General features: G+C 69.4%; 28 protein-coding genes and 3 pseudogenes. 15 read left to right on the top strand and 16 right to left on the bottom strand.

Going from position 1 to position 24,549, the window contains the following annotated elements:
• Positions 1–187 precede the first annotated feature (187 nt).
• Both ACFWA7_RS18635 and ACFWA7_RS18630 read left to right on the top strand, forming a co-directional pair.
• Positions 188–682 (top strand): GNAT family N-acetyltransferase, encoded by a 495-nt coding sequence (locus ACFWA7_RS18635; RefSeq protein ID WP_385823935.1) that lies wholly within the window; start codon positions 188–190, stop codon positions 680–682.
• 241 nt (positions 683–923) lie between these two features.
• A complete protein-coding gene (locus ACFWA7_RS18630; protein ID WP_385823933.1) occupies positions 924–1,853 on the top strand; it encodes an NADP-dependent oxidoreductase in 930 nt (309 codons plus the stop codon).
• A 396-nt stretch (positions 1,854–2,249) separates the two neighbouring features.
• Here the strand turns inward: ACFWA7_RS18630 and ACFWA7_RS18625 are convergent, their stop codons facing one another.
• Positions 2,250–2,846 carry a TetR/AcrR family transcriptional regulator gene (locus ACFWA7_RS18625; RefSeq protein ID WP_385538931.1) on the bottom strand — a complete coding sequence of 199 codons (597 nt, stop codon included), beginning with the start codon at positions 2,844–2,846 and terminating at the stop codon, positions 2,250–2,252.
• 60 nt (positions 2,847–2,906) lie between these two features.
• Between ACFWA7_RS18625 and ACFWA7_RS18620 the strand changes: the two genes are divergently transcribed.
• Both ACFWA7_RS18620 and ACFWA7_RS18615 read left to right on the top strand, forming a co-directional pair.
• Entirely contained in the window at positions 2,907–3,413 is a 507-nt protein-coding gene (locus ACFWA7_RS18620; RefSeq protein ID WP_385538929.1) for a DUF3995 domain-containing protein, read from the top strand.
• A gap of 146 nt (positions 3,414–3,559) precedes the next feature.
• A complete protein-coding gene (locus ACFWA7_RS18615; RefSeq protein WP_385823931.1) occupies positions 3,560–3,928 on the top strand; it encodes a DUF6463 family protein in 369 nt (122 codons plus the stop codon).
• Here the strand turns inward: ACFWA7_RS18615 and ACFWA7_RS18610 are convergent.
• The 6 genes and pseudogenes from ACFWA7_RS18610 to ACFWA7_RS18585 form a co-directional block, all read right to left on the bottom strand.
• The gene (locus tag ACFWA7_RS18610) at positions 3,856–4,149 is read right to left on the bottom strand and encodes a DUF1330 domain-containing protein (protein ID WP_385823929.1); all 294 of its coding nucleotides are present in this window, start codon (positions 4,147–4,149) and stop codon (positions 3,856–3,858) included. The genes ACFWA7_RS18615 and ACFWA7_RS18610 overlap by 73 nt on opposite strands.
• Positions 4,150–4,262: 113 nt before the next feature.
• Complete coding sequence (locus tag ACFWA7_RS18605) at positions 4,263–5,717, bottom strand: MFS transporter (RefSeq protein WP_385823927.1); 1,455 nt, start codon at positions 5,715–5,717, stop codon at positions 4,263–4,265.
• 26 nt (positions 5,718–5,743) lie between these two features.
• The gene (locus ACFWA7_RS18600) at positions 5,744–6,202 is read right to left on the bottom strand and encodes a MarR family winged helix-turn-helix transcriptional regulator (protein ID WP_229876805.1); all 459 of its coding nucleotides are present in this window, start codon (positions 6,200–6,202) and stop codon (positions 5,744–5,746) included.
• Between the two features lie 18 nt (positions 6,203–6,220).
• Positions 6,221–6,964: a hypothetical protein gene (locus tag ACFWA7_RS18595; RefSeq protein ID WP_385823925.1), complete on the bottom strand. Its 744-nt coding sequence runs from the start codon at positions 6,962–6,964 to the stop codon at positions 6,221–6,223.
• A gap of 186 nt (positions 6,965–7,150) precedes the next feature.
• Positions 7,151–7,381 (bottom strand): annotated as a pseudogene (locus ACFWA7_RS18590) (transposase); the annotation flags it as partial.
• 47 nt (positions 7,382–7,428) lie between these two features.
• The gene (locus ACFWA7_RS18585) at positions 7,429–7,989 is read right to left on the bottom strand and encodes a TetR/AcrR family transcriptional regulator (RefSeq protein WP_385538919.1); all 561 of its coding nucleotides are present in this window, start codon (positions 7,987–7,989) and stop codon (positions 7,429–7,431) included.
• A gap of 115 nt (positions 7,990–8,104) precedes the next feature.
• Between ACFWA7_RS18585 and ACFWA7_RS18580 the strand changes: the two genes are divergently transcribed.
• The 4 genes from ACFWA7_RS18580 to ACFWA7_RS18565 all read left to right on the top strand — a co-directional run bounded on the left by ACFWA7_RS18580 (position 8,105) and on the right by ACFWA7_RS18565 (position 11,251).
• Positions 8,105–8,791 (top strand): SDR family oxidoreductase, encoded by a 687-nt coding sequence (locus ACFWA7_RS18580; protein ID WP_385538917.1) that lies wholly within the window; start codon positions 8,105–8,107, stop codon positions 8,789–8,791.
• A 47-nt stretch (positions 8,792–8,838) separates the two neighbouring features.
• A complete protein-coding gene (locus ACFWA7_RS18575) occupies positions 8,839–9,264 on the top strand; it encodes an aldo/keto reductase (RefSeq protein ID WP_385823923.1) in 426 nt (141 codons plus the stop codon).
• Positions 9,265–9,282: 18 nt separating this feature from the next.
• The gene (locus tag ACFWA7_RS18570) at positions 9,283–10,287 is read left to right on the top strand and encodes an NADP-dependent oxidoreductase (protein WP_385823921.1); all 1,005 of its coding nucleotides are present in this window, start codon (positions 9,283–9,285) and stop codon (positions 10,285–10,287) included.
• Between the two features lie 160 nt (positions 10,288–10,447).
• Positions 10,448–11,251, top strand: a complete 804-nt coding sequence (locus ACFWA7_RS18565; protein WP_385538912.1) for an alpha/beta fold hydrolase — start codon at positions 10,448–10,450, stop codon at positions 11,249–11,251.
• 167 nt (positions 11,252–11,418) lie between these two features.
• Here ACFWA7_RS18565 and ACFWA7_RS18560 read toward each other — a convergent pair whose 3' ends face one another.
• Together ACFWA7_RS18560 and ACFWA7_RS18555 are read right to left on the bottom strand one after the other, a co-directional pair.
• Positions 11,419–11,673 (bottom strand): hypothetical protein, encoded by a 255-nt coding sequence (locus ACFWA7_RS18560; protein WP_385538910.1) that lies wholly within the window; start codon positions 11,671–11,673, stop codon positions 11,419–11,421.
• 176 nt (positions 11,674–11,849) lie between these two features.
• On the bottom strand, positions 11,850–12,863 hold the full coding sequence (locus ACFWA7_RS18555) for an NADP-dependent oxidoreductase (protein WP_385823919.1): 1,014 nt from the start codon (positions 12,861–12,863) through the stop codon (positions 11,850–11,852).
• Positions 12,864–12,976: 113 nt separating this feature from the next.
• On the opposite strand from ACFWA7_RS18555, the gene ACFWA7_RS18550 reads away from it, so the two are divergent.
• Positions 12,977–13,576 carry a TetR/AcrR family transcriptional regulator gene (locus ACFWA7_RS18550; protein WP_385538906.1) on the top strand — a complete coding sequence of 200 codons (600 nt, stop codon included), beginning with the start codon at positions 12,977–12,979 and terminating at the stop codon, positions 13,574–13,576.
• On the opposite strand, the gene ACFWA7_RS18545 is transcribed toward ACFWA7_RS18550, so the two are convergent.
• Positions 13,555–13,740: a hypothetical protein gene (locus ACFWA7_RS18545; protein WP_385823917.1), complete on the bottom strand. Its 186-nt coding sequence runs from the start codon at positions 13,738–13,740 to the stop codon at positions 13,555–13,557. The two genes, ACFWA7_RS18550 and ACFWA7_RS18545, sit on opposite strands and share 22 nt — an antisense overlap.
• A gap of 163 nt (positions 13,741–13,903) precedes the next feature.
• On the bottom strand, positions 13,904–14,284 hold the full coding sequence (locus ACFWA7_RS18540) for a hypothetical protein (protein ID WP_385823915.1): 381 nt from the start codon (positions 14,282–14,284) through the stop codon (positions 13,904–13,906).
• 211 nt (positions 14,285–14,495) lie between these two features.
• On the opposite strand from ACFWA7_RS18540, the gene ACFWA7_RS18535 reads away from it, so the two are divergent.
• Positions 14,496–14,738 (top strand): hypothetical protein, encoded by a 243-nt coding sequence (locus tag ACFWA7_RS18535; RefSeq protein WP_385823913.1) that lies wholly within the window; start codon positions 14,496–14,498, stop codon positions 14,736–14,738.
• Positions 14,739–14,886: 148 nt separating this feature from the next.
• Positions 14,887–16,434, top strand: a complete 1,548-nt coding sequence (locus ACFWA7_RS18530; RefSeq protein WP_385823911.1) for a GMC family oxidoreductase — start codon at positions 14,887–14,889, stop codon at positions 16,432–16,434.
• A 460-nt stretch (positions 16,435–16,894) separates the two neighbouring features.
• Here the strand turns inward: ACFWA7_RS18530 and ACFWA7_RS18525 are convergent, their stop codons facing one another.
• Both ACFWA7_RS18525 and ACFWA7_RS18520 read right to left on the bottom strand, forming a co-directional pair.
• On the bottom strand, positions 16,895–17,929 hold the full coding sequence (locus tag ACFWA7_RS18525) for a helix-turn-helix domain-containing protein (RefSeq protein ID WP_385538897.1): 1,035 nt from the start codon (positions 17,927–17,929) through the stop codon (positions 16,895–16,897).
• A gap of 15 nt (positions 17,930–17,944) precedes the next feature.
• Positions 17,945–18,097 (bottom strand): hypothetical protein, encoded by a 153-nt coding sequence (locus ACFWA7_RS18520; RefSeq protein ID WP_385538895.1) that lies wholly within the window; start codon positions 18,095–18,097, stop codon positions 17,945–17,947.
• A gap of 183 nt (positions 18,098–18,280) precedes the next feature.
• On the opposite strand from ACFWA7_RS18520, the gene ACFWA7_RS18515 reads away from it, so the two are divergent.
• The 3 genes and pseudogenes from ACFWA7_RS18515 (at position 18,281) to ACFWA7_RS18505 (ending at position 20,355) form a co-directional block, all read left to right on the top strand.
• Positions 18,281–18,829 carry a hypothetical protein gene (locus ACFWA7_RS18515; RefSeq protein WP_385538893.1) on the top strand — a complete coding sequence of 183 codons (549 nt, stop codon included), beginning with the start codon at positions 18,281–18,283 and terminating at the stop codon, positions 18,827–18,829.
• A gap of 367 nt (positions 18,830–19,196) precedes the next feature.
• Positions 19,197–19,370: pseudogene (locus ACFWA7_RS18510) on the top strand (transposase); the annotation flags it as partial.
• A gap of 271 nt (positions 19,371–19,641) precedes the next feature.
• Entirely contained in the window at positions 19,642–20,355 is a 714-nt protein-coding gene (locus ACFWA7_RS18505) for a tectonin domain-containing protein (RefSeq protein ID WP_385823909.1), read from the top strand.
• A gap of 413 nt (positions 20,356–20,768) precedes the next feature.
• Here ACFWA7_RS18505 and ACFWA7_RS18500 read toward each other — a convergent pair whose 3' ends face one another.
• Both ACFWA7_RS18500 and ACFWA7_RS18495 read right to left on the bottom strand, forming a co-directional pair.
• Positions 20,769–21,557: an alpha/beta fold hydrolase gene (locus ACFWA7_RS18500; RefSeq protein WP_385538885.1), complete on the bottom strand. Its 789-nt coding sequence runs from the start codon at positions 21,555–21,557 to the stop codon at positions 20,769–20,771.
• Positions 21,558–21,743: 186 nt separating this feature from the next.
• A complete protein-coding gene (locus tag ACFWA7_RS18495; RefSeq protein WP_385823907.1) occupies positions 21,744–22,787 on the bottom strand; it encodes a saccharopine dehydrogenase family protein in 1,044 nt (347 codons plus the stop codon).
• 127 nt (positions 22,788–22,914) lie between these two features.
• Here ACFWA7_RS18495 and ACFWA7_RS18490 point away from each other — a divergent pair, with 127 nt between their 5' ends.
• Positions 22,915–23,850, top strand: coding sequence for a helix-turn-helix domain-containing protein (locus ACFWA7_RS18490; protein ID WP_385823905.1), 936 nt, complete (start codon positions 22,915–22,917; stop codon positions 23,848–23,850).
• Between the two features lie 24 nt (positions 23,851–23,874).
• On the opposite strand, the pseudogene ACFWA7_RS18485 reads toward ACFWA7_RS18490, so the two are convergent.
• Positions 23,875–24,272: pseudogene (locus ACFWA7_RS18485) on the bottom strand (transposase); the annotation flags it as partial.
• Positions 24,273–24,549: the final 277 nt, after the last annotated feature.

Raw genomic sequence — 24,549 nt, 5'->3', positions numbered from 1 at the left:
GCCCCTCTTCGTTCTAGTCCGGGCCGCCGCCCTTCCGGCGAGGCCAGTCATCGACTCGACCGGCTCTGGCTCGTCCTCGCCCGCCGACGCTCACCCGAGACCGATCCGATCGCAGCCCCAGCCGGTTGATCGAAGCCGTCCGGCTTCGACGCCGTCTCCGTCGGCTCGTGAACGTAGCCTTTCCCGGGTGACGAAGATCGTGACGTATGTCGAGATGACCGACCCAAGCCAACTCGTTCCCGGTGCTCCGGTCCCGGGATTGTCACTAGTCGCCGTTGATGGGGACCTGTCGCTGGTTCCCGACCTGATGGCCAGGATCGGTGCGCCGTACCAGTGGCGCAGCGCCCGCCGTGGCCCACAGGAGTGGCAGGCGTGGTTCGCCGAGCACCCGGACCGGACATGCTGGCTGTTGACCTTGGCAGACGAGCCGGCCGGCATGGTCTGTTACGACCTCCATCCGGGCGCCGACGTCGAGATCAGGACGTTCGGGCTCCTGCCGGAGTTCACTGGCAAGGGCTTCGGCGGTCATGCGCTGACGCTCGCGATCCGGCAGGGCTGGAAACTGGTGCCGGGCGTGCGCCGGGTATGGCTGCACACATCGTCGGCGGACAACTCCAACGCGCTGCCCAACTACCACCGCCGCGGGTTTCATACCTTCAAGACCGAAGAAGGCGACTGCTGAAGCGGGAGCCGCAGACGAGGCGACTGTCGCCCGAATCAGGTATTCCGCTCGACCCCCTGTCAAGCCTCGCACTCGGCGCCAAAGGCTCGGCCTTCTCGACACCCTGCGCGATCCACGCGGCACGACGGTCACCAGTGCTCTGACCAGTTTGGTTTGCCGATTTCGGGTACCCCGCTGAGGCTGAGGCCGATTGGATGGGGGCCTGCTTGGCTGTCGATGGTGTTCGCCGAGAATGGATCACATGCGAGTGATCAAGCAGCTTTCCTTTGGTGGTCCGGAAGTTCTCGAAGTCGCGGAGGCCGACCGGCCCAGCCCCGCGCCCGGTGAGGTTCTCGTGCGCGTGCATGCCACGGGCATCAACCCGGCGGACTGGAAGGTCCGAGCGGGGCATGTGCAGTGGTTCGGTGAGCCGCCCTTCGTCCTGGGACACGAGTTCAGCGGAGTGGTGGACGAGATCGGTGAAGGAGGCAGCGGCTTCCGGCCCGGTGACGAAGTGTTCGGATGGGTGACCCCGCCGCGCGGCAGCCACGCCGACTACGTGCTCGTACCCGAGACCTCCATAGCCGCCAAACCCACCACCCTCGACCATGTGCACGCGGCGGCACTGGGCATCGCGGGCCTGACCGCCTACCAGACCCTGGTGAACATCGCGCAGGTACAGCCCGGTCAGCGCGTTCTGGTGCACGCGGCGGCGGGCGGCGTGGGACATTTCGCCGTCCAGATCGCCAAGGCGCGCGGTGCGTACGTGATCGGCACGGCCCGCACGGCCAAGCACGCCTTCCTGCGCGAGCTCGGCGCGGACGAACTCATCGACTACACGACGGCCGACTTCACCAGCCTGCGTGACGTGGACGTGGTGATCGACACGATCAGCAAGGAGTACGGGCCGAGGTCGCTGCGTACGCTCAAGCGCGGCGGCATCCTCATCGACGTGGTGGGCGTCGGGGTCGACCGGACGGCCGTGACGGAGCAGGCACAGGCCAACGGCGTGCGGTTCCTTGAGTACTACCTCGAACCGACCCCCGCCGACCTGGCAGGCTTCGCCGACCTGATCGACCGCGCCGGGATACGCCCGTCCGTAGCGGAGACGCTGCCTCTGACCGAGGCGGCCAGGGCCCACGAGCTGAGTGAGAGCGGCCGGGTCCGCGGCAAACTCGTGCTCGTGCCCTGACACCCGGCAACTTGTCATGGGCCGTCATGGTCAGCGCCGCTTGTACGGAAGGCGGGCCAGTGCGCCGGCCATCCCGCAGGTGCCGGTGGCCGCCGAGAACACCCGACCCAACGCCGTCCGCCCGTCAGCCTGCGGACCCTGACCGGCGGCGCCACCCCGCCCCCCACGCTGGTTGGAGGTGTCGTCACCTCCAACCAGCACAACGAGCACCCCGACCACCCCCGCGACCTCGCGGTGTTCCATGCCACCGCCGATCCGCTTCGGGCCGAATCTGGCACTCTCACCAAGAAGCAGTAGCCAAGCCCGGAACGGACATCAACTCACGAACCGCCCACTCGGAGCTGACCGATTTCAGGGCCCGCGGGCGGGCGGGACTCTTGCGGGCGGTGGCGCGCTCTATTTCGGCTCCGCCTGGTGTACGGCGGGTCGGGCCAGCTCGGTGATGAGGTGCTCAAGCGCGGCGCTGGCGATGGTGCCCACGGTGGCGACTTCGGGAACGATGTCGCAGACGGAGTGGCGCAGTTCGTGCCATCCGAGGTACGTGGCATACGCGGCGACTGCCTGACGTCGGGCTGCGGCGGGGGCCAGGCCCAAGTCGGCGTAGAGGTCCGTGAGGTAGGAGATTCGCCGCTCGGTGACCCGGCGCAGGACCCGGGCGACGGCGGGGTGATCGGCGTGGGCGACGATCGCGGGCTCCAGGCCGTTGCTGCTTTCCTGCCCCAACGCGGTGGTGAGCAGGACCGTCAGCCGCTGCCGGGGGTCGGTGATGTCGCCCAGCTCCGTGATCAGGGCTGTGGTGGTGTTCTGCTCCCACATTTCCAGCGCGGCAGTCAGTAGCGCATCGCGATCTTTGAAGTGCCAGTAAAAGCTGCCCCGGGTTGCCCCCAGCTCGCCCGCGAGTGCGTTGACCGATACTGCGGCGACTCCGCCGCGTGCCATCGCACGCAACGCCGCAGTGGACCAGTCCTGCGGTGTGAGGTGCCTTCTCGCCATATCCGTACAGTACTGTACGGTCCATCCGTACAGGGGTGTACGGATGACTGGGGGAGCACAATGACGCTGACGAAACTCGCTGGCGGGGCGGCCGCAGTCGGCCTCGGCGCGGCCGGGGCACTGCACGGGATCTGGACCTTTTCTGCCTGGCCGCTGGCCAGCCGTGCCGAGATCGCCCGTACGGTCGTCGGGGTCGCTGAAGCCGACCTGCCCACACCGGAGTTGACCGCTGCAGTCGCGGCGGCGCTCGGGGCGGCGTCCTATCTGATCGCGGCCCGGGCCGGCTTGGTCCCCCAGGTGCGGCCACGTCGTTTGGTGCGCCACGGAGTATGGGGCGTCGCAGGCGTGCTGCTGCTGCGGGGTACGGCTGGTCTGGTTTCCTCCGGTCTGACTCCGACCAGCCGGCCGCCCGAGTTCATCCGCTGGGACCTGGCGCTGTACTCCCCGCTGTGTCTGACGCTCGGGGGGCTGACGGCATACGTCGCTGCCTCCACTCGCGCCCCTCGCTGCCAAGACCGGCGCCATGTCCTCAGGGGACTCAAGGACCGTAAGAATCGGGGAAGCTGACGATGACCCGATTGATTCCCAGACTGGTGACAGGGCTGGCCGCACTGCACTTCGCGGTCTCCCAGCGCCTCCAGCACCTTCGGTGATGTGGCCCGCGCCGGATTTTGGAACGCCGTCCCCGGAAATCCGCAGCGTGGGTACGAGATGTGGTTCTTCGTCGCGGGTTCGGCCTTCTCGCCCTGGGCACCCTCAGCCAACGCATCGTCCGTGGCACCGGCGGCCTCCCGGCACAGCTGGGCTGGTATCTGCTCGCCATCGGCGTGCCACTGCAGATTCTCTGTCCCGCCTCCGGCGCACCCGGACTGATTGTGCTCGGGGTGCTGGCCCTGATCGCGGCCCGGCGGGGCAGTGCGGGCGAGAGCCGTCGGACGCCCCTGTCGCCAACTACCGAAGGTGATCCCCGCAGTCGGCTTCGTGTTCGTCGCCGACGCGGGATCGGTCGTCAGTCGAGGCCTTCGATGATGCGGAAGTCGCGCTCGACGCCGTCAGCGAGTACGGCCAGCGCCTCCTGGTAGGCCGCACTCGCGCGTGCGGCGACCGCCTGTTCGAAGCTGTCGAACTCGATCAGGATGGTGCGCTCGGCGATTCCGGCGTCGTGTGCGACGACCCGGCTGCCGCGGGAGAGCAGCCGCCCGCCCGCGGCCTTGACGGCTGGACCGGCCAGCTTGTCGTAGGCAGCAAGCCTGTCAGGGTCTGCGATGGTGCGGTAGACGCTGACCCAGTAGCCCTTGGCCACGGTACCTCCTGTGTTCGGAAATTGATGCTCAGAAGCATGCTCAGATCCATGGCCGGCGCGCTGTGGGTCAGCGAGCCGACGGAGACGGCGTCGAAGCCGGACGGCTTCGATCCTCAGCTTCCGGTTCGACTCGACCGGCCCAGGCCCGGCACACCGGCTGGGGCTGTGATCGGATCGGTCTCGGGTGAGCGTCGGCGGGCGAGGGCGAGGCTGGCCATCGTCGTGATCGCCATCGCGGCGACGCCGACCAGCGCCGCGGTCGTGTAGGCGTCGTCGTTCGGGAAGAGGCGGCCCGTGGCGGTGCCGGCGGCCAGGACCAGACCGCCGATGGCGCTGCCCAGGGAGTACCCGACGCTGCGGACGACGTAGTTGAAGCTCATGGCGCTCGACGTCTCGCTCTTGGGGGTGACGGCCAGGATGACGCCGGGCATGGCGGCCGAGAAGCTGCCGACGCCGAAGCCCAGCACGCCCATGGCCGCGAGCAGTTCGGCCAGGTTGGACCGGGCGGTGGCGAACAGGACGAACCCGCCGCCGACGATGGCGGCGCTTCCGGCCAGGAGCAGGGGGCCGTCGATCCGCATCCGGACCCGCGGCGTGAGCTTGCCGGCGACGAACCCCAGCACGGAGAACGGGATGAGGACCAGCCCCGCCACGAAGGTGGTCAGTCCGAAGCCGTAGCCGGCGCTGTGCGGCGTCTGCGCGTAGCGGGTGATGAGTGTGAGCAGGAGGTACATGCCGCTCCCGCCGACGAGCATGGCGATGTTCGCCCCGGCGACCGCCGGGTGCCGTACCGCCCGGACGTCGACCAGGGGCGTCTTGGTTCGCAGTTCGGAAACGGTCCAGACGCAGAGCAGGAGTGCGGCGGCGACGGCAAGGGTCACCGCCACGGCGAGGTGTCGGCTCCACAGGCTCCTCTCGCCGGCCAGGAACAGGACGAGGAGCAGTCCACCCGCCAGGACGAGCGCACCGGCCACGTTCACATGAGCGGAGCGGCCTTCGGGAGCTGCGGGCACGCAGCGCCACGCGGTCACGAAGGCGATGGCGGTGACGAGCAGGCCGAGGCCGTAGGCGGCCCGCAGTCCGCCGAACTCGGCGAGCAGCGCGGCCAGCGGGTAGCCGACGCCGGCTCCGATGATGGAGACCACTGAGATCAGGGCGATCGTGGCCGCGCTGCGCTCCTCGGGAAGATGGTCACGGGCCACGCCCATCATCAGCGCCGTGAGGCCGAGTCCGACGCCTTGGGCCGCTCTGCCCACGAGCAGCCAGGCGAACGGCAGCGGCAGCACGGTGAGCGCGCTGCCGACGACGACGATCGCCAGCGTGGCGAGAATCGTGGCCCGCCGGTGCGGACCGGCTCCGAGCCGGCCGAGGACGGGTGTGGCGACGGCGCCGCTGAGCAGGGCGATGGTCAGCGTCCACTGCGCGCTGTCGAGGGAGACGTGGAACGTGGTCGCCACGCTGGTGATGAGCGGCGTCCCGAGGCTGGCGACCGCCGCCACGACCAGGGCGATGAACATCAGGGCGGGGACCAGCAGACGTGCCTCGGAACGTATCAGGGCAGTGCTCATGGGCTGGTCATGAGCCTGGGCCGCGGTCACCGGTCCGACTCCTCTCGGGCGTGGCTTTCGAGCTCCGCCAGATGCAGCAGCGCCGGAAGGGCTGCTGCCAAGGCCTCGACCTCGTCACCGGTGAGTTCGTCGATCAACCGCGCGTACGCGTCGACGCCCGCCTGGCGTCGCGTCCGGACGTACGACGCGCCGGCCTCGGTCAGGCACACCAGCGTGACCCGCTTGTCGGACGGATCGCCCTTCCGCTCGACCAGCCCGGATTCCTCCATCACCCGGACCAGGACGGTCATCGCGGGCTGGGTGACGCCCTCGGCCACCGCCAGATCGGTGATCCGTCGCGGGCCGGTCTTGTCCAGGGTGGCCAAGGTGGCGGCGGACGTCAGGCTCATGTCGCGGGGAAGGCGTCTCACGGCCCTGGTGGCCAGACCGTAGAGGGCTGACCCGATGGCATCGGAAGCGCCGTGCGCGGCGTCTCGGCGACTCATGCCTGAAGCATAGCAGATTTATATGAATTCTTTATGCATCTCCGGATCAGGGTTCGGCGATACTTGACTTGCGGGTATAGAAGGTCCTACGTACTCGTCGGCCTTGCGCAGTTGGGCGGGGGCGACCGGCTCGGGGAGCGGTGGGTCGTCCCAGGTGTCGGCTCCGTCGCGGTGGGGGTAGCGGGCGCACTCGGAGAACGCGTAGACCGCGAGGCGGCCGCCGGGGTAGGACTCGACGTGGATGGTGTCGCCGCCGGCGGGGTGCCGTAGGCGCAGCGCGAGGCCGTAGCGGCTGTTCTCGAAGGAGACGACGCTCCAGCCGCTGTGCGTCAGCGCAGCGCGGACGCGCTCCAGCGCGGGCAGGGCGCGCTCGCGTGGGACGCCCTGGAGGCCCCAGTGGTCGCTGACGCTGACGACGTACGGCTCGCTGGGCGGAGTGTCGCTGATGTTGTCGACCAGATGCCGCAGGCCCCTCAGGCCGCACCCGCTGCCCGAGGACTCCATGCCCGCACCCGGCGACTCCGGATCGAGGCGGGCGTCCGGCAGCCGCAGGGCTTCATAGGCGACCTGGGTGTCGTGGTCCAGTCGCCGGGCGGTCGCGGCAGGGTCCGCGACCGGATACGGCTCGCCGTCCCACACGGGGCCCAGCCGGGAGACCAGCCCCTGGACGGCGACAGCCACCCACACGACCATGGCGAGAACGACCGTCGCGAGGGTGATCGTGAGGGGAAGCCGGTGGCGGCGGATGTGCTGCGTGTTCATGACGCCAGCGTCGACCGAAGCCGCAGGTCACGGCATCAGGCTTCCTACTCATTCGCCTGAGCTGTTCGCGCACGACCGCTGGCCGTCCTGGCGGACCGCCCATACTCATCACGAGTCGAACGACGCATCAACTGGGCTTGATCCGCTTTGCCGGACATCTGAGCCGGCGTTACTGACGTCGGCTGATCAAGGTGACGTCGGGTCGTCGAGGGTGAGTCCGGTGCCGGTAACGAAGCCGTCGAGGGCCTCGGGTCGGTACTGGAGGCGCTTGAGCCGGTTGCGGACGAGTGTTTCCAGGCGATCGAGGGCGACAACCGCGAGGTTGGCCAGACTGCGTTTGACGTGCGCCCACACGCCCTCCACCAAATTCAGGTCCGGTGAGTATGCGGGCAGCAGGAACACCGTCGGCCACGCCCGCCGGCCGGTGACCTCCATCGGCCCGCTGCCCGGCACCGCGTCGCCGATCAGGTGGTGGCTGTCAATGCCGCGCGCGTGGTGGCGAGGATCTCCTCGGAGAGCGGGGAGCCCTTGGTGGCTCGGGCCAGGACGAGTGCGCCGAGCATGGTGCACAGCCGGGTGATGCCGTCCTGGTCTTCGGTGGCAAGCACCTCGGCGAAGTCACCCACTCCCTCGGTGTAGACGCGACGGGCCTCGCGATCTTCTGGTTCGCGCGCCATGTCGGTGGCGAGTGCGGCGACGGGGCAGCCGTCTGCCGCGCTGTCGCGGTGCTCGATGGAGAGGTAGGCGTCGATCAGTGCCTGCTGGGCGGCGTCGCGCTGCCCGGCGTACTGCTCAAGTCCGTTCTTGTGGTGCTGGGTGAGTTCGTCGAAGGCGTGGGCGGTGGCTTCGTCGATGAGTGCCTCTTTGGAGGCGAACTGCTTGTAGAAGCCGCCGTGGGTCAGGCCGGACGCCTTCATGAGGTCGGCGACGCTGACGTGGGTGCCCTGTTCCCGGAACAGCCGGGAGGCGGTTTCCACGACCCGCCGACGGTTCTCCTCCGCTTGTGCCTGCGATACGCGGCCCATCAGCTGCCTCCCGTTTGGATGTCGACTGGCATCTATCCTAGACCCATGTTTAGATTGTTATCGTAATCTAATTTCTGTGGGTCGGTTCACGGACCCCGTGATGCTGGGAGCAGGCATGGAACTGGAGAACACGGTCGCGGTGGTCACCGGCGCCAACCGGGGGCTCGGGCGGCATCTGGCCGCCCAGCTCGTGGAGCGCGGGGCGAAGGTGTACGGCGCGGCGCGCCGTCCCGAGACGGTGGACCTGCCGGGCGTCACTCCGCTGCGGCTGGACCTCACGGACGAGGAGTCGATCCGGGCCGCGGCCCGCGCCGCATCTGACGCGACGCTGCTGGTGAACAATGCGGGCATCTCCACCGCCACGCCGCTGATCGCGGGCGGCCTCGACGCGGTGCGCCTGGAGATGGAGACGAACTTCTTCGGTCCACTCGCCGTGACGCGGGCTTTCGCCCCCGTCATCGAGGGCAACGGTGGCGGCACCGTACTCAACGTCCTGTCCGTCCTGTCCTGGCTGCACCCCGCCGGCCTCGGCTCCTACGCCGCCGCCAAGGCTGCGGCCTGGGCACTGACCGACGCGGCCCGGGAGGAACTGGCGCCCCGCGGCATCACCGTCTCGGGGCTGTACGTCGGATACATGGACACCGACATGGCCGCGGGCGTTCCCGCCGATCAGAAGGCCGACCCCGCCGATGTCGCCGCACAGGCCCTGTACGGCATCGAGAAGGGCCTGCCCGAGATCCTCGCCGACGAGGCCACCCGGCATGTCAAGCAGAGCCTGGCCGCTTCGCCGAACGCGGCGTGAGACACGCCCCAGCACCTTCCCCCTCGATCTTTGCGTAGGGACACCTGATGCGCTGCACGTCCTTCGGACACCGCACCGGACCGCGCGTCTGCGAGTGCGCGCTCGGCACGGCGAACTTCGGCACCCGCTGGGGCGCCGGCGCCGGGCCGGACGGGGCACGCCGCATTTTCGACCGATTCGCCGAAGCCGGCGGCACCTTCCTCGACACCGCGGACACCTACCGGTTCGGCGAGTCGGAAGAGCTGACGGGGAAGTTCGTCTTCGTCCCGATCACCGGGCCGCGCAACCTCACCCAACTCGACGACTGCCTGAGTGCACTCGACGTCCAGCTGACGCATGATCAGTTTGCGTGCCTGTCCGACGTCAGCGCGGTGCCGCTCGGAGTTCCCCACGAGGCGATCGCCGGATCCCTGGGCGGCATCCAGGGCGGCGACTCCGGCCGCGTCATCGCCCCAGCCGCAGCAGCGGCCTGATGAGAAACGGAAACGGCAATGAAGACCTTCATGATCGAGCGGTACGGCGACAGGGCCGGCGTGCGCGCCGGTGAGATGCCCGACCCGCAGGTGGGCGTCGACGACGTCCTGGTCCGGATCCACGCGGCGAGCGTCAACCCGCTGGATCTCAAGCTCCGCGACGGACAGTTCAAGGCGTTCCTGCCGTACCGTCTCCCCCTCATCCTGGGCAACGACCTCGCCGGGGTGGTGGTCCAGGTGGGGCCGGCCGTCACGCGGTTCGCGGTGGGCGACGAGATCTACGCGCGGCCCGACAAGGACCGCATCGGCACGTTCGCCGAACTCATCGCCGTCCATCAGGACGATGTGGCGATCAAACCGGCCACGCTCACCATGGAGGAGGCCGCGTCCCTTCCCCTGGTCGCCCTGACCGCGTGGCAGGCGCTGGTCGAGCGGGCGCGGGTACAGCCGGGCCAGAAGGTCCTGATCCACGGCGGCGCCGGCGGCCTCGGCAGCATCGCCGTCCAGCTGGCCAAGGCGTTGGGTGCGCAGGTGGCCACCACCGCGAGCACCGCCAAGGTCGACCTGGTGAAGGAGCTCGGCGCGGACGTCGTCGTCGACTACAGGGCGCAGGACTTCGAGACGGTCCTTGACGGCTACGACGTTGTCCTGGACAGCCTCGGCGGCGAGACACTCAAGAAGTCCCTGCGGGTACTCAAGCCCGGCGGCAAGGCCATCAGCGTCGCAGGCCCTCCCGACGCGGCCTTCGCCCGCGAACTGGGAACGAACGCGATCCTCCGCATCGTGATGAGCGCGCTGAGCTGGAAGACCCGGCGCCGCGCCAAACGCCGCAGCGTGACGTACTCATTCCTGTTCATGAAGGCCAGCGGCGACCAGCTGCGCGAACTCACGCCCCTCATCGACGCCGGGAAGATCCGTCCCGTCGTCGACCGTGTCTTCCCCTTCGATCAGACCCGCCAGGCCATGGAGTACGTCGAGAAGGGCCGCGTGAAGGCCGGCAAGGTCGTCGTCGCGATGACGTGAGGGCAGGCCCTCACCCAACCACTGGTGAAGACCTCCCCAGGCAACGAAAAGATCCCGCCCCCACCCCCGCAACCCCTAGGACCCGGTCATGACTGCACCGCGGAGTTCCCCCACCCCTGCCCCTGCCCCGTCGTCGTACACGAACGCACCGACCCGTTCCGTGTCCGTGCGCGGCGTCGAATTCGTCTACCGGCAGCTCGGCCCGCAGGACGGCGTACCGCTGATCCTCCTCCACCACCTGGCCGCGGTCCTGGACAACTGGGATCCACGCGTCGTCGACCAACTCGCCGCCCGACGCCGAGTGATCACCTTCGACAACCGCGGAGTCGGTGCGTCGGGCGGCTCCACGCCCGACACCATCGAGGCGATGGCCCGTGACGCGGTGCTGTTCATCCGGGCCCTCGGTTTCGAGCGGGTCGACCTGCTCGGCTTCTCACTGGGCGGATTCGTCGCCCAGGTCATCGCGGCGGAGGAACCGGACCTCGTACGCAAGATGATCCTCACGGGCACGGGTCCCGCCGGGGGCCCGGGCATCGACAAGGTCACGGCACTCACCATCCGGGACACGCTGAAGGCAACCCTGACCCGCCGGGACCCGAAGCAGTTCCTCTTCTTCACCGACACCGAGGGCGGCCGACAGGCAGCGCGCGCCTTCCTGGAACGGCTGAAGAAGCGCACGGACAACCGCGACAAAGCCATCTCGCTGCCGTCGTTCCGCGCCCAGCTGAAGGCCATCCACCGATGGGGCCTCCAGGCGCCGGCAGACCTGTCGCGCATCCACCAACCGGCCCTGGTGGCAAACGGCGAGAGCGACCGGATGGTGCCAAGCGAAAACACCCTCGACCTGGCCGCACGGCTTCCCAACGGCGAACTCGTACCCCTCTACCCCGACGCCGGACACGGGGGAATCTTCCAGTACCACGATGAATTCGTCTCACAGGCGCTTGAATTCCTCGAATCGTAGCCAGACCGACGCCCGACACGACCCGCACGCGGGCCACTCGTCCGTCCATCCACTCCGGCCACCATGGCCCCGGGAGCCAGCGCTGCGGGGACAGACAACTCAGGATCCTCGATGACCGTGTTGGTCAGGTTGTGCCTTCGCTGATCTGTTTGTACTTGCGTTGCCTTTCACACCAGGTCGAGAACCGCCGCGCGTCCGATGAGCGATCCCTGCTCGACGTCACCGGCGATCGTGAACGCCATGGTCGAATCCTCGGTCAGGAGGCTCTTCAGTGCCACCGGATCTCCGTGATCCAGGGCGAAGTCGTAGCGTGCCAGCGTCTGCTGGACAGCGAGCTGCTCTGCAAGGGCGAGATCCACCCCTGTCGTCGGCATTGTGCCGAGGTAGCTGGTTCCCCGGCCGAAAGCCGCAGTTGTCGTCATGTCAAACCTCGCTCGTGCTCGGTCGTCGGGTGAAAGACCCGGCGCGGTCAGCGAAAGCAGCCGCGCGGTGTGCGACGGGAGGGCGGAGAGCGTGATCTGAGCGGCAAGCGCGACCCGCGACCGACCGCCACGCTGCGTCGACCCACCGCCGGACGCATCGGTGAGACGGCTCCCCGCTAAGGGACGGTGAGCACGATCTTGCCCTGGATGTGCCCCCGGGCGGCGCGCTCGTGCGCCGCTTGGGCATCCGCGAGCGCAAACGTGCTGTCGATCGCGACGCGCAGCGTGCCCGCGGCGAGCAGGCGTAGCAGTTCGGTGAGCTGCGCGCCGTTCGAGCGGACCTGCGCGCTTGAGACCGTGACGCCCAGCTTCGCGGTCTCTTCTTCGTCGAAACCGCCAGGAAACACCGGGAACAGCGCGCCGCCGTGCTTGAGGGTGGGCAGGAAGCGCCTGGTGCCGGGACCCCCGACGGTGTCCAGGACGAGATCGACGTCACGGGCGGCTTCCTCGGGCCGGTCCTTGGTGTAGTCGATGAACGCGTCGGCGCCGAGTTCGCGCAGGAACGTCTCGTGAGCGCCGGATGCCACGGCGATGACGCGGGCTCCCTTCCACTTGGCCAGCTGGAGTGCGAGGTGCCCCACGCCACCTGCAGCGCCATTGATGAGCACCGTGGCCTCGCCGGCGAGTGCCGTCGGGCGGTGCTGGGCCGCTTGGAACGGTGAGGGGTGGTCGTGCCCGAGCTCGATCAGGAACTGCCATGCCGTCAACCCCGACATGGGCAGGCCGGCAGCCTGCACGTGGTCGATGGAGGCCGGCTTGAGTGCGAGGTCCGATGCCGGCGCGGTGACGTACTCGGCGTACGCGCCGGCTTGGAGGACGGTGGGGAAGCGCAGAAGGCCGGCCACCTCGTCTCCGGCCGCGAAGCCGTTGACCTCGGCTGCGACGTCTGCCACGACGCCTGAGACGTCGGTCCCGGGAATCAGGGGGAGATCGAACGTGGGCTTGACCTCGGGAGGTACGTCAGGCATTCCCTCACGTGCGTACCAGTCGGGAGGATTGAGGCCGACCGCGTGCACGCGGACGAGCACCTCGCCCGGCCCCGGCTCGGGGACCGGCGCCTCCTCATGACGCAGCACCTCCGGGCCGCCGAAGCGGTGCAGCCGGATCGCCCTCATTGTGTGTGTGGACATCTGTCTCTCCTGCCCGCGCCGCGGGACTAGACTTATTCGGATCAGCGGTCCACATACCCGGACCACTGATCCGAATATATGGACCACTGATCCGGATAGTCAAGAGGGACATGATGAGGGCCGACGCGAGGAAGAACCACGACCACCTGCTCGTCGTTGCGGGCGCCGCCATCACCGAGCAGGGCGTCGACGTGTCCCTGCGCGACATCGCGCGCAGGGCCGATGTCGGACTCGCGACGCTGCTACGGCACTTCCCGACACGCGAGGCACTGCTCGATGCCCTGCTCCGCACGAGCTTCGACGAACTGACGGCAGAGGCGGGCGAACTCGAGACGTCGAGCTCGCCCGAAGTCGCTCTCGTTTCATGGCTGCGCGACTGCGTCGCGTGGACAACCGAGTACCGAGGCGTCACCGAGCTGATGGCAGCGGCGATCGAAGACACCGAATCCGCACTCCACGCTTCGTGCGTCACCCTGCGCGCAGCCGGCACGCGACTCCTCACCCGCGCCCAGGCCGCGGGCAAGGCCCGAAGCGACATTGACGGCACCGATCTGTTCGCACTGGTAGCAGCACTGGCATGGCTCGGCGACCAACCCGCGCTCGCGCCCCGCGCCGATCGTCTCTTCGAGGTCGTCGCGAGCGCGATTCTGACGGGTGCGGGGGGCAGCGATGCCGAGGGCGAACATCGCCCTCATACTCGGACCCGTGGCTGACATGGCTCCACGGTGTCGTTCGCGCTCCGTAGGTAGTTCTGGTCGACGTGGGACAGGCGGGAGCGGGTGAGTGCCTTGTTCTCCGGACCGGTGACCGGGGTCAGGCCGATGTCGCAGCTCTGCGAGACCAGCAGGGCGACCAGCCAGACGAGCAGGCCCACCACGCGGGTGCGCCGGTCGGAGACGTGGCCGAAGGCGTCGAGGAATCCGGTCCAGGAGTGACCTCAACAGCAGGTCTGGCAGTCGGTCCTGGGAAGCACGGCCTCCGTGGTGGCCTTCACCCGGGACGGCCCGCCGGTTCGACGGGGGCGAACACATCGCGCCGGTTCAGCGCGCGGTGCAGCTGCTCCGGCACGCACACCACGTACGCGTCCCGATCGACCCCGCCCTGCGGCGGCTCGGTGTTCGAGAACACTGCCCGCTTCCACATCGCGGGCACCAGCTCGGCGTCGACCTCGCGGGACAGCAGCGGCCGGTCGTGACCCTCCGGCGCGAGAGCGCGGGCAGGCGGCGCACCGCCTTCAGGATGCGCCGCCCGGCCGGGGCGGCGCCCAGCGCGTCCGACTCGTCCAGCGGAGACAGGAAGCGGCGCACGGTGTTGTGGCGCAGGGCCGGCTTCTCGCGCATCGCCCACCAGGCCGACCCGTCGTCCTCAGGCACCAGGGCCTCCACGGTCGCCAGCGCCGAGGAGACTGCCGTACGCGGCACGGCTTCCTCCATCGCCGCCCATAGCTCTCCACCCTGCCCGCCCGCGAACGAACCGAACCATGTGCTCCAACACTGGCTTATGGCGCTCAGGTTCCGAACGGATGTCGCGGTGGTTCAAGTGCGTGCCGTGTCGATCTTCGTAAGCTTCGACGGCAGAGGGGAACACCCCCGGACTGTTCCTGGACGGCTACATACAAAAGACGAGAAACTCGTGAACCAAGTGAATGCCGGCCGCGTGGCCGTCATCGCGGTTACCGGCGCCGACATGGACATCTCCAGCGGGCTGACCGGCAGTGTGCGGATCGGGCGTACCCAGGGCCGCCGGATCAAGGTGATCGCTTGCCACCGGGTCACCTCGGTGTCCGTCAGCCCCGCCCACGCTTGCACCAGCGGGGGCGCGTGGCGGGCCTCCATCCGGGCAAGCCGTGCTCCGCTGGAGCCCACGCGCTGCTGACAGCCGCTCCCACGCCTTCTGCGCGCCGAGCCGGGACGCGGCTGGGCGACCCACAGGGCTGACGCGAAGACAACCATCCCAACCTCTGGGCCCCTTCAGTACACAACCCTGATCAGCTCCTTGATCGTCGAAGACTGGATTTTCTGAAATGCGGTGGCCTGACAAGGCTGCCGTGGAAAGCGGAGACATGATGGCCAAGAGTTCTTATGACTATGTCGTGGTGGGAGCAGGGACAGCGGGATGCGTGATTGCCTCCCGGCTTTCGGAACGCCCCGGCGTGCGGGTGTTGTTGCTGGAGGCGGGAGCCCGGGACGCAACCGAGACGATGGCATCTCCGTGGGGCTTCCTGGGGTTCGACCCCTCATCCCTCTGGCTTGGCGCCTCGACCGTGCAGGCCGGTACAGGCAGGGCCGCTGACGTGCTGCGCGGCAAGGCGCTCGGCGGATCGTCGAGCATCAACGGCCTCTACCACCTGCGGGGGCACCGCTCCGGTTACGACGAATGGCCCGGCCTCGGTGCTCCAGGCTGGGGCTTCGACGATCTGCTGCCCTATTTCCGCCGCAGCGAGAGCACTCGTAACCGTAATGCCTCCGTGCGGGGCACGGACGGGCCGGTCGTGGTCGCCCCGGTCCCGGAACCCCATCCCCTGGCCACGGCGGGCGTCGACGCCGCAGTGGAGGCTGGGTTCTCACGCGCCGATGACATCGGCAGCGGGCTGGAGACCGGGTTCGGGTGGAGTGACATGAATCTGCCCGGCGGCGCCCGCCAGAGCGCGGCCGACGCCTACATCCGTCCGTTCCTGGACCGGCCGAACCTGGACGTCGTCACGGACGCGACCGTGCAGCGGCTGCGCACCACCGCGGGCCGCTGCACCGGCGTCGAGTACACCATCGGTGGCGAGCACCTGTCCGTCGACAGCGCCGAGGTGGTACTGACCGCGGGAGCCGTCGGTTCCGCACACCTCCTGATGCTGTCAGGGATCGGCCCGGCACAACACCTTGACGAACACGGCATCGACGTCGTCGCCGACCTGCCGGGAGTGGGCTCCCATCTGCAGGACCATCCGATGGCGGGAGTGGTGTACGAAGCCAACCAGCCCGTACCGTTCCTCCCTGCCAATCCGCCGGCCGAGATGATGGGCCTGCTGTACAGCGACCCCGCCGCGGCCCGGCCGGACCTTCAGGTCTACATCGTCGCCGCACCGCTGCCGTCGGCATGGGGCCGGCCGCCGGCCAACGGCTACTCCATCGCTTTCTCCGCGATGGCTCCGCACAGCAGCGGCACCGTGCGCCTGGCGGACGCCAATCCCGGCAGCGCTCCCGTCGTCGACCCCGGCTACCTGAGCGACGAGCGTGACCTGGAGATCATGCGCAAGGGCCTGGCCCTGGCGCGCCGCATCGGGGAGGCCGACGCGTTCGCCGACTGGCGCAAGCAGGAAGCGGTGCCGGGCTCCGGGACGAGCGGCGAATCCGTGGACGAGTTCATCCGCAAGGCCACCGGCCCCTACTTCCACTTCACCGGGACCTGCCGCATGGGAACCGATGCCGATGCCGTCGTCGACCCTGCGAACCTTCGCGTGCACGGCATAGCCGGACTGCGGGTCGCCGATGCCTCGGTGATGCCGTCCATCCCCTCGGCCAACACCAACGCGACCGTCTACGCCATCGCCGAACGGGCCGCCGAACTGATCGACTGAGCCTTCGTCAGCGCCCACGGCCCTTCCACAACGCGCTCATCCCCGACGCCCGGACCGCCGGCAGCTGGTCGGTCTTCGACCAGCTGCCGGGATCCTGCTTGCCGAACTCAAGGCGGCCGGCGAGCTCGGCGGCTCCAGGGCCTGTGTGGACGGCTGCCGCATGCGCGCGAAAGAGGAAAGAGGGGGGACTGACGCCGGTCCTTCGTCGGCCGGCCAGCGGAAGGCGGGCAGCGAACACCATCGAGCCACGGTGTGACAGATCACCTCTCAGCTCGCCGGGAACCGCCGATTTCCTGAAACGGCCGAGGGCCCCGCGGGCACAGCCGACGGGGTCGCCCAGACCCGCTCCCTCATCGGCAACATCCCGCCGCGGTCAAGTGCCCAGGCCGCCCACAGCGTCCCCTGCCCTTGCTCGGGACACGAGTAGGCGGCATCCGCTGGAATACGGTCGTACCTCTGGTCACGCGCTTTCGGCCGCTCCGTGGCCCGGCGGGTGCCGGTTCGGCGAGAGCGAGGCTGCTCCGGTCGAGCGGGCGTACTCGGTGGGAGTTTGACCGTAGTGCCTCTTGAAGGTCCGGCTGAAGTGGCTGCTGTCCGCGAACTGCCAGTGCGCGGCGAGCTCCGAGATACTCAGGCGACCTGACGGCGCGGTGAGGGCGAGCCGGGCCTCGTGCAGTCGCCGATGGCGGATGTAGGTGGTCAACTGCTCTCCCACCGCGGCGAATGCCCGGTGCAGCGTACGGACGGAGACGTTGAGTTCACGCGCAAGCATCGCCGGAGAAAGTTCGGGATCGGCGAGCCGACGGTCCGCGAGGTCCTTGGCTGCCTGGGCGAGCGCGGGAGCCAGCCGGGGTTCCACGTCGTCGAACCGGCCCTTCGCCACCGCCTTGGCCAGCTCGATCAGGGCGCCGTGAGCGGCTTCCACACCGGCCGGGCCGAGGTCGGCCACAGTTGTCTGGATCATGCCTGTGAAGGCCGTCAGCAAGCGTATCTCGGCCGAGTCCGCCGGCCCGGTGATGACCCGGTTCCCGAGCAGGGGTTTGAGCTCGCCGGGGGGCAGGACGAAGAATTTCGCGGTGAGGTGCGCCGTCGTCTCGAAAGCCGACAGGCGCCCGACGTGCCGGACGAGGAACTGCCCGGCCGATACGGTCTGCTCGCCGCAACCGGGCGGGCCGCCCAGAGTCCATGCGCCGCGCTGCACTACGTACATGGCCACCAGATCCTGATCGCCGCCCGGGGCGTCCGCGGTCCGGGTTGCCGACGCGGCGTGAAGGTCGGCGATCGCCGCGCCGTGCACCTTGGTCACGCGGCCCTTGACCCGGAAGTCACCGATCGTGTCCGGGCTGAAGGCCGGCAGTTGGAAGACATCGTCGCCGATCTGCGTCGTCCACCCGCGCCGGAAGGCGTCGAGTCCTCGCGGTGCGGCGCCCGGCTCGGTCGAGTCCACTGAGAACGCCCCGCGCGCGCCGTCGGCCTCCGCTCCAGTACTGTTCATCACTCTCCGATCCCCTCACGTGTACTGCTTCAACACCAGCCTGTGGAGCTTGTGTTCCTTACGTATGTCACCGTGGTTCCTGTGGGCGGCTGCGCCGGGGAGGCCCTCGGCGCTGGTGCCCTCGGTGGCGGCGATGCGGCCGGGGATGCGGTTGCTGACGAACTTCACTGTGGCGCCCCGACTGCACCAGTCGGCGGCCAGGTTCTTGCCGACCTGCTGGGGGACGACGTCGTCCAGTGCACTGTTACGGCCTGGGGGGAATCTATAAGGTCCCTCTGATTCACTGAGCACATGGGGATCGGGGCACTCATCACACAGACGCGACGGCTGGCGGCACACGAGGGGCGGTGGATGGCGAGCCTCGGGCTGTGGGTGGGTCGGCGCTCGCACGGGGTCGGGGAAGCGGACATCCCTGTCGGGTACGCGCGTGCTCAGGCGCCGACGGCGTACGGGCTGGTCTTCGTGTTCGTGGTCGAGACGATCGGGGTGTCCTTCATGCTCGCCGCGTATCCGGTCGCCCACCTGGTCATGCTGCTTCTCGACGTCTACACGGTGTTTCTGGTCTTGGGGCTGCACGCCGCCGCCGTCACACGCCCACACGTCGTGGGGCCGGGCGAGCTGCGGGTGCGGCGCGGTGCACGGCTCGATCTGCGGATACCCCTGGAACGGATCGCGTCCGCCCGTTACGACCTCCGCTTCCCGGACGCGAACAAGTCCGAGGACGGTGTGCTGGATGTGGCCATCGCCTCGCAGACCTCGATCACTGTCGAGCTGACCCAACCAGTCACCACCGTGAGCCTGTTGGGGCGGCGCGCGGAGGTTCATACGGTCCGCTGCCACGCCGACGAACCGCAGACCGCCGTCGCGGCGATCAAGAAGCTGCTGCCGGCAGATAGCTGACAGGGACGACACTGTCACCGCAGTTCGGGCATGCGGAACTTCGGGCCGTGATATGAGACGGGCCGCACGAGTTGGGTGAGTTGTGAAGCCGGCCTGGGCCCGTGCGGCCTGCTCCCCTCCTGCCCTGTCCGGTGTCTCCCGCGCGCATTTCGGCGAGTTGCTCGAAGAGCTCGCGTCTCCGTGGGAGGCAGCGCGCGAGACCGCGCTACGTGATCAGCGCGGCGGCCCCAGGCGCCGATCGGTGGGGGCTGGCGCAAGGCGAAACTGGTCTTCGTCGGCCGTTGCCAGTCACCCTCATCCACCTGCGGCACGGGCTGCCGCACGCGCTTGTGGCCGGAGTTCTTCAGCGTGGGCCTTCACGGCCTTCACGGCCTTCACGGCCTTCACGGCCTTCACCGCGTTTCCGCGCGAGATCTGGCGGCAGATCTGGTCGAACAATCCGCAGGAGCGGCTGAACAAGGAAGTCCGGCGTCGCACCGACGTGGTCGGCATCTTCCCCGACGGCACCGCCCTGATCCGCTCGGCCGGTGCGTCGGCGGCTGCCTTGAGCCCCGGGAAGCTCACTCTTGGTCCGTGCCTGCGAACCGTCGCAGGCACGGACCGACGATTTTGTCGATCGCTCCTGGGAGGGACTGTGCTTTTGGCCGATCTGCTCCGAGGCGGGCCGTCGCGTCCCTCGGTCCCGCAAGGACGCGGGAAACCAAACATCTACTTACCGTCTTATTTGCCTCCAGAATAGAAATTTCACCGCTCTATCGGCTTCTTCCGCCGCCCATGATGGCAGTGACCACCGGAGCGACGGAGGGCGTTTCATGGCTGATTGGGTGAAGGTCGCGGGCAGTCTCACGGCGATCTCGGCGGGGTCCAGGACGACGGTGTGGGGGGTGAACGCGGCGAGCGCCGTCTACCGGTACACCAACTTCGACGGCAATCCCTGGATCAACATTCCCGGGGGTCTGAGCGACATCGGTGCCGCGGCGGACGGCACGGTGTGGGGGGTCAACAGTGGCAACCAGATCTACCGGTACCACGGGGACCAGGACGGCGTGAACCCGTGGAAGGGCATCGACGGCAGTCTGGTCCGCATCGACGCGGGCTCCCGCACGAGCGTGTGGGGGGTGGACTCCGCCGGCGCCGTCTACCGGTACACCAACTACGACGCCAGCCCCTGGGTGAAGGTCCCGGGGGCGCTGAGCGACGTCGGCGCCGGCGCCGACGGGACCGTGTGGGGCGTCAACAGCGGCAACCAGGTCTACCGGTACACCGGGGACCAGGACGCCTCGAACCCGTGGGTGGGCGTCCCCGGCAGCCTCAAGCGCATCGCGGTGGGCTCCCGGACGAACGTGTGGGGCGTCGACCCCGCTGGCAGCATTTACCGGTACACCAACAACGACGCCAGCGGCACCAACCCGTGGATCAAGATCCCCGGCACCGCCACCGACATCGCCGCCGGTGCCGACGGCAACGCGTGGCACATCAACAGCGCCGGCGACATCTACCGATACACCGGCGACCAGCCCAGCTGACGCTGCCCCGCCAAGGCGTGCGGGCTCCAGGCCGAGATGGTCGGGGGTCCGCACCGACGTCCGGGTAGTCGGACGTCCGCCTTCCTGGCGGTAGTTCGTCGACTGACGTGACTGCCCGCCGCCTGCCCGCCGCCTGCGCGCAGCCCTGCTGCTCGCCGCCGCCGTCCCGCTCACCGCGGCGACGGCCGCCGCCGCCGCGCTCAAGGCCAGCCGCCTCAAGCCCTACGCCGACCGGCACCGCATCGAGATCACCGCCCGGCCCCGGCCGGGCTGTCCGCACTGCCACGGCGAGGGCGGCTGGTGGACCGGCGGCGCCTTCCCCCAGATGGAGGCGTTTCTTCTGGTTCTTCCGGCTCTTCCGGCTCTTCCGGCAGCGTCGGCGTCCGGCGCGGCGGACCGGTCGTCACGGTGGTTCAGATGCCCGCGAGGAACTCCCGGACCGCGGTGGCGAAGCCCTCGGGGTCGGCCTGCTGGACGAAGTGGTCGGTGTCCAGCCGGCGGTAGACCGTGCCGGGGCGCCTGGAGCACATGGCATGGGCCTGTTCGGCGGGCAGGACCTGGCTGCGCAGCCCATGGATGAGGAGCGCGGGGCAGTCGGTGGCGAGCCACTGTTTCCAGTGGTCACCGTGGACAAGGTTCTCGGAGTCGACGGTGTCCTGCGGGTGGAAAGGCAGCCGCCAGCCGCCGCCGGGCAGCGGGCGCAGCACGGGGCCGAGAACGGCGGCGAGGGGTCCGCAGGCGGCGGCCAGTTCCTCGCGGGTGGCAGCGGTGTAGGGGAAGTCGAGCACGAAGGCGAGGGGGCTGGTTCCGTGGTCGGGGAGGTCGACGGCGGTGTCGATATTGATCAGGGCCTCGACCAGTTCGGGGCGTTCGCAGGCCAGGTGGTAGGCGTTGACCGCTCCGAGGGAGTGGCCGAGGAAGACCGCCCGGTCGATGCCGAGGTGGTCGAGGAGGGCGAGGAGGTCGGCGAGGTAGCCGATGCGGGTGTATTCGCGGGCGCGCTGGGAGTCGCCGTGGCCGCGCTGGTCAGGGGCGATCACGCGCCACTCAGGGCCGAGGGCGGAGGCCAGGGCGGCGAAGGAAGCGCCTTCGGAGAGGTGGCCGTGCAGTGCTACGAGGGGGCGGCCGTTGCCGCCGTAGTCCAGGTAGGACAGGGTGCGACCGTCGAAGGTCATGGTGGCACGGGTGGGCAGGGCGGTCATCGCGGTGATACTCCCTCGGTTCGAGGTGCGGGGTAGCGGGTCCTTGCCGAGGTCGACGTCCGAGGCGCTTGTTCTATGCATTTGTTCTGTACAACCGAATGGATGACTTGGAGGGGCCGGAGCCCTGGGGCCGCGGCGCGCTCGGCGCGTAGGAAGCGGACGACAGCCTCGCGGGTGGAGGGGGGGTCAGGCGATCTGCTTCTGCGGGTTCAGATCGAGGGTGATGTGCGGGGCGAGCGCGTGCAGGAAGTCCGGGGCGTCGAAGATCTCGCCGGCGGAGGCGACGCCGGTGGTCTTGGTGCGGCCGGTCAGGACGCGTTCGAGGGCCTCGGCGACCAGGGGCGCGGTGACCGCGTAAATGTCCTGGCCGCCGGCCGTGGCCCGGCGTTCGGCTCCGCCCGAGCGTACGACGACATCGACGAGGAAGGTCTGGTCCGAGCGCCCGCTCTTGTCGGCGGCGGTCGGGGCCGGTGTGTGGGGGGCGGCGATGTCGCGGACGGCGTCGGCGGTCATGTAGGTGGTCACATCGGGGATGGACAGGTGCTGGGGGACGGTGACGACGTCCGCCATCGTGAACTCCCCGATCACCTGCCGGGGTCCCATCGGGTCCGGGAAGGTCCACTCCAGGGTGGGCGCCTGGTCGATGCGGCGCTCCCACTGTCCGCCGCGGTAGCGCAGGCGGTGGTCGCCGCGCCGCTCGCGGGAGACCGCGCCCGAGAGCCGGGTGCCGGCGGTGGGGTGCCAGCTGCTGAGCGCGTAGGCGATGTGGGCCTCGTCGGCTTCGGTCCAGTCGCCCATCGCCGCGGTGGCCAGCAGGTCGCCGAGACCGCCGAAGAAGGCCATGGCCGGGACGATCACCGCTCCCGCGTCCCGGGCCCGCTCGCGGTAATGGGCGAAGGTGTCGAGATTCGCCTCAAGTTCGGCGGCCACGTCCAGGTACGGGATCCCCGCGCGCAGCGCGGCCTCGATGACGGGGCCGGTGGTCGAGGCGAAGGGGCCGGCGCAGTTGATGACCGCCACCGTTCCCGCCAGAGCCCGGTCCAGCGAAGCCGGGTCCCCGACCGACGCCACCCGGGCCTCCAGCCCGTGCTCGCCGGCCAGCTCCTCCAAAGCCTGCGCGTTGCGCCCCGACGGCACCGGGACGAACCCGCGCGCGGCCAGCTCTGCGACCACGAACCGTCCCGTGTGACCGTACGCGCCGAAAACCGCCACCAGCTGACCTGACCCCATGAGACTGCTCCCTGCACTCGGACGCCCGCTGCGATGTCGATCCGCTGCGGCCTGACACGCCTATCCTGTCCTCGCGGCAGCACCCCGCACGAGCGTCGGAAACGACATGCCACGTACAGTTTCGGACATGCCCACTGTCGCGCTGGCCGTCACCGATGGCATGCTCCACTACGAACTGTCCGTGGCCGTCGAGATCTTCGGGTCGGACCTGACCCACATCGTGGACCCCTGGTACGACTTCTCCCTCTGCGGGAACGGCCCGGTGCGCGTCGACCGCTTCCGCCTTGAACCCGACCATGGACTCGACCACCTCGCGCACGCGGACACGGTGATCGTCCCCGGCTGGGCCGACACGGACCGCGAACCGCCACCCGAACTGGTCGAGGCGGTGCGCGCCGCTCACGCGGCCGGCGTCCGCGTGGCCTCACTGTGCACGGGCGCCTTCGTCCTGGGCGCGGCAGGACTGCTCGACGGCCGGCGCGCCACCACACACTGGGCTCACACGCGGGAATTGGCCCGGCGCCACCCAGCGGCCACCGTCGATCCGGACGTCCTCTACGTCGACAACGGCGACGTCCTCACCTCCGCGGGCAAGGCCGCCGCCATGGACCTGTGCCTGCACCTGGTCCGCCTCGACCACGGCTCGGCCAACGCCAACAAGATCGCCCGACGTCTGGTCATCCCACCCCACCGCGACGGCGGCCAGGCCCAGTTCATCGCCACTCCCCTCCCCGCCCCCGGCAACCACCCCCTGAGTGGACTCTTCCCCTGGGCGTTGGAGCGACTGGACCAACCGCTCAGCGTGGAGGACCTGGCCCGCCAGGCCCGCATGAGCTCACGCCACCTCGCCCGGCACTTCAAACACCTCACCGGCACCACGCCGCTGCAGTGGCTCCACACCCAGCGCATCCGCCATGCCCAGGAACTGCTGGAGACCACCAACGCCACCGTGGACACCATCGCCGCGGCCACCGGTATGGGCACCGCCACTACCCTGCGCCGCCACTTCCACCGCAGCGTCGGGGTCCCACCCGACACCTATCGCCGCACCTTCCGCCCCTGACAAGGCATTTCCTTTGGGGAGCCGGCGGTAGCGGATGAGGGTAACTGCGGGGGCGGTGAAGGCGAGGAGGTGTTCGGGCTCGCGCTCGTATCGGCGGCGGAGTCGTCGGCATCCGCCAAACCGGGCGATGGTCCGTTCGACGAACCACCGGTGTCGGCATCCGCCAAACCGGGCGATGGTCCGTTCGACGACCCACCGGTGTCGGCCCAGTCGGCCCCGCCGCGTCCTACCGCCGCTGGCGGGACGTGGGGGTACGCGGCTACGGGGCCGACTGTCTGCCCCGGGCGGAGTTCTCGATGCCGCGGCGGGCGATGCGGGGTGTGATGCCCCCGCGAGCGTAACCACTGCCGCTGGCGAGGGTAGTCGTAGCCCTTGTCGCCGTGGAGTCTGTCCGGCCGCCGCCGTGCCCCGCCGCCGCAGCCCGGGGGATGCGGCCGACCGCTCGCGGACGGAGAAGCGATGAAGGACTTCCAGGGCCTCACCGACCTCGGATGAACGTGGCCGCGTCGCGGACCCTCGGCCTGATGCGCGCGCGCCGCCGCCTACGCAGTGCGGGACCGTGCGGCGGTCGTCGAGCACCTCGCGCACCTCATGTCCAGGCGTGGGGGGGGCGGGGGGCCCCCCCCCCCCCCCCCCCCCCCCCGCCCCCCCCCCCCCCCCGCGGGTGGTAGTGGACGATAACAAGGATTGGCGGCGAAA

Origin of the sequence: Streptomyces sp. NPDC059994, from assembly GCF_042737755.1 — a bacterium.
Taxonomy (GTDB): Bacteria; Actinomycetota; Actinomycetes; order Streptomycetales; family Streptomycetaceae; genus Streptomyces.
This window is presented reverse-complemented; position numbering and strand designations above follow the sequence as displayed.

Excerpts from the sequence above, each read along its gene's own strand:
- ACFWA7_RS18575 (WP_385823923.1), top strand. The coding sequence starts at position 8,839 with ATGCGCTGCACGTCCTTCGGACACCGCACCGGACCGCGCGTCTGCGAG.
- ACFWA7_RS18630 (WP_385823933.1), top strand. The coding sequence starts at position 924 with ATGCGAGTGATCAAGCAGCTTTCCTTTGGTGGTCCGGAAGTTCTCGAA.
- ACFWA7_RS18515 (WP_385538893.1), top strand. The coding sequence starts at position 18,281 with ATGGCGAGCCTCGGGCTGTGGGTGGGTCGGCGCTCGCACGGGGTCGGG.
- ACFWA7_RS18560 (WP_385538910.1), bottom strand. The coding sequence starts at position 11,673 with ATGACGACAACTGCGGCTTTCGGCCGGGGAACCAGCTACCTCGGCACA.
- ACFWA7_RS18620 (WP_385538929.1), top strand. The coding sequence starts at position 2,907 with ATGACGCTGACGAAACTCGCTGGCGGGGCGGCCGCAGTCGGCCTCGGC.
- ACFWA7_RS18505 (WP_385823909.1), top strand. The coding sequence starts at position 19,642 with ATGGCTGATTGGGTGAAGGTCGCGGGCAGTCTCACGGCGATCTCGGCG.
- ACFWA7_RS18585 (WP_385538919.1), bottom strand. The coding sequence starts at position 7,989 with ATGGGCCGCGTATCGCAGGCACAAGCGGAGGAGAACCGTCGGCGGGTC.
- ACFWA7_RS18495 (WP_385823907.1), bottom strand. The coding sequence starts at position 22,787 with ATGGGGTCAGGTCAGCTGGTGGCGGTTTTCGGCGCGTACGGTCACACG.
- ACFWA7_RS18500 (WP_385538885.1), bottom strand. The coding sequence starts at position 21,557 with ATGACCGCCCTGCCCACCCGTGCCACCATGACCTTCGACGGTCGCACC.
- ACFWA7_RS18490 (WP_385823905.1), top strand. The coding sequence starts at position 22,915 with ATGCCCACTGTCGCGCTGGCCGTCACCGATGGCATGCTCCACTACGAA.
- ACFWA7_RS18580 (WP_385538917.1), top strand. The coding sequence starts at position 8,105 with ATGGAACTGGAGAACACGGTCGCGGTGGTCACCGGCGCCAACCGGGGG.
- ACFWA7_RS18530 (WP_385823911.1), top strand. The coding sequence starts at position 14,887 with ATGCGGTGGCCTGACAAGGCTGCCGTGGAAAGCGGAGACATGATGGCC.
- ACFWA7_RS18605 (WP_385823927.1), bottom strand. The coding sequence starts at position 5,717 with ATGAGCACTGCCCTGATACGTTCCGAGGCACGTCTGCTGGTCCCCGCC.
- ACFWA7_RS18525 (WP_385538897.1), bottom strand. The coding sequence starts at position 17,929 with ATGAACAGTACTGGAGCGGAGGCCGACGGCGCGCGCGGGGCGTTCTCA.
- ACFWA7_RS18570 (WP_385823921.1), top strand. The coding sequence starts at position 9,283 with ATGAAGACCTTCATGATCGAGCGGTACGGCGACAGGGCCGGCGTGCGC.
- ACFWA7_RS18600 (WP_229876805.1), bottom strand. The coding sequence starts at position 6,202 with ATGAGTCGCCGAGACGCCGCGCACGGCGCTTCCGATGCCATCGGGTCA.
- ACFWA7_RS18625 (WP_385538931.1), bottom strand. The coding sequence starts at position 2,846 with ATGGCGAGAAGGCACCTCACACCGCAGGACTGGTCCACTGCGGCGTTG.
- ACFWA7_RS18595 (WP_385823925.1), bottom strand. The coding sequence starts at position 6,964 with ATGAACACGCAGCACATCCGCCGCCACCGGCTTCCCCTCACGATCACC.
- ACFWA7_RS18550 (WP_385538906.1), top strand. The coding sequence starts at position 12,977 with ATGAGGGCCGACGCGAGGAAGAACCACGACCACCTGCTCGTCGTTGCG.
- ACFWA7_RS18555 (WP_385823919.1), bottom strand. The coding sequence starts at position 12,863 with ATGTCCACACACACAATGAGGGCGATCCGGCTGCACCGCTTCGGCGGC.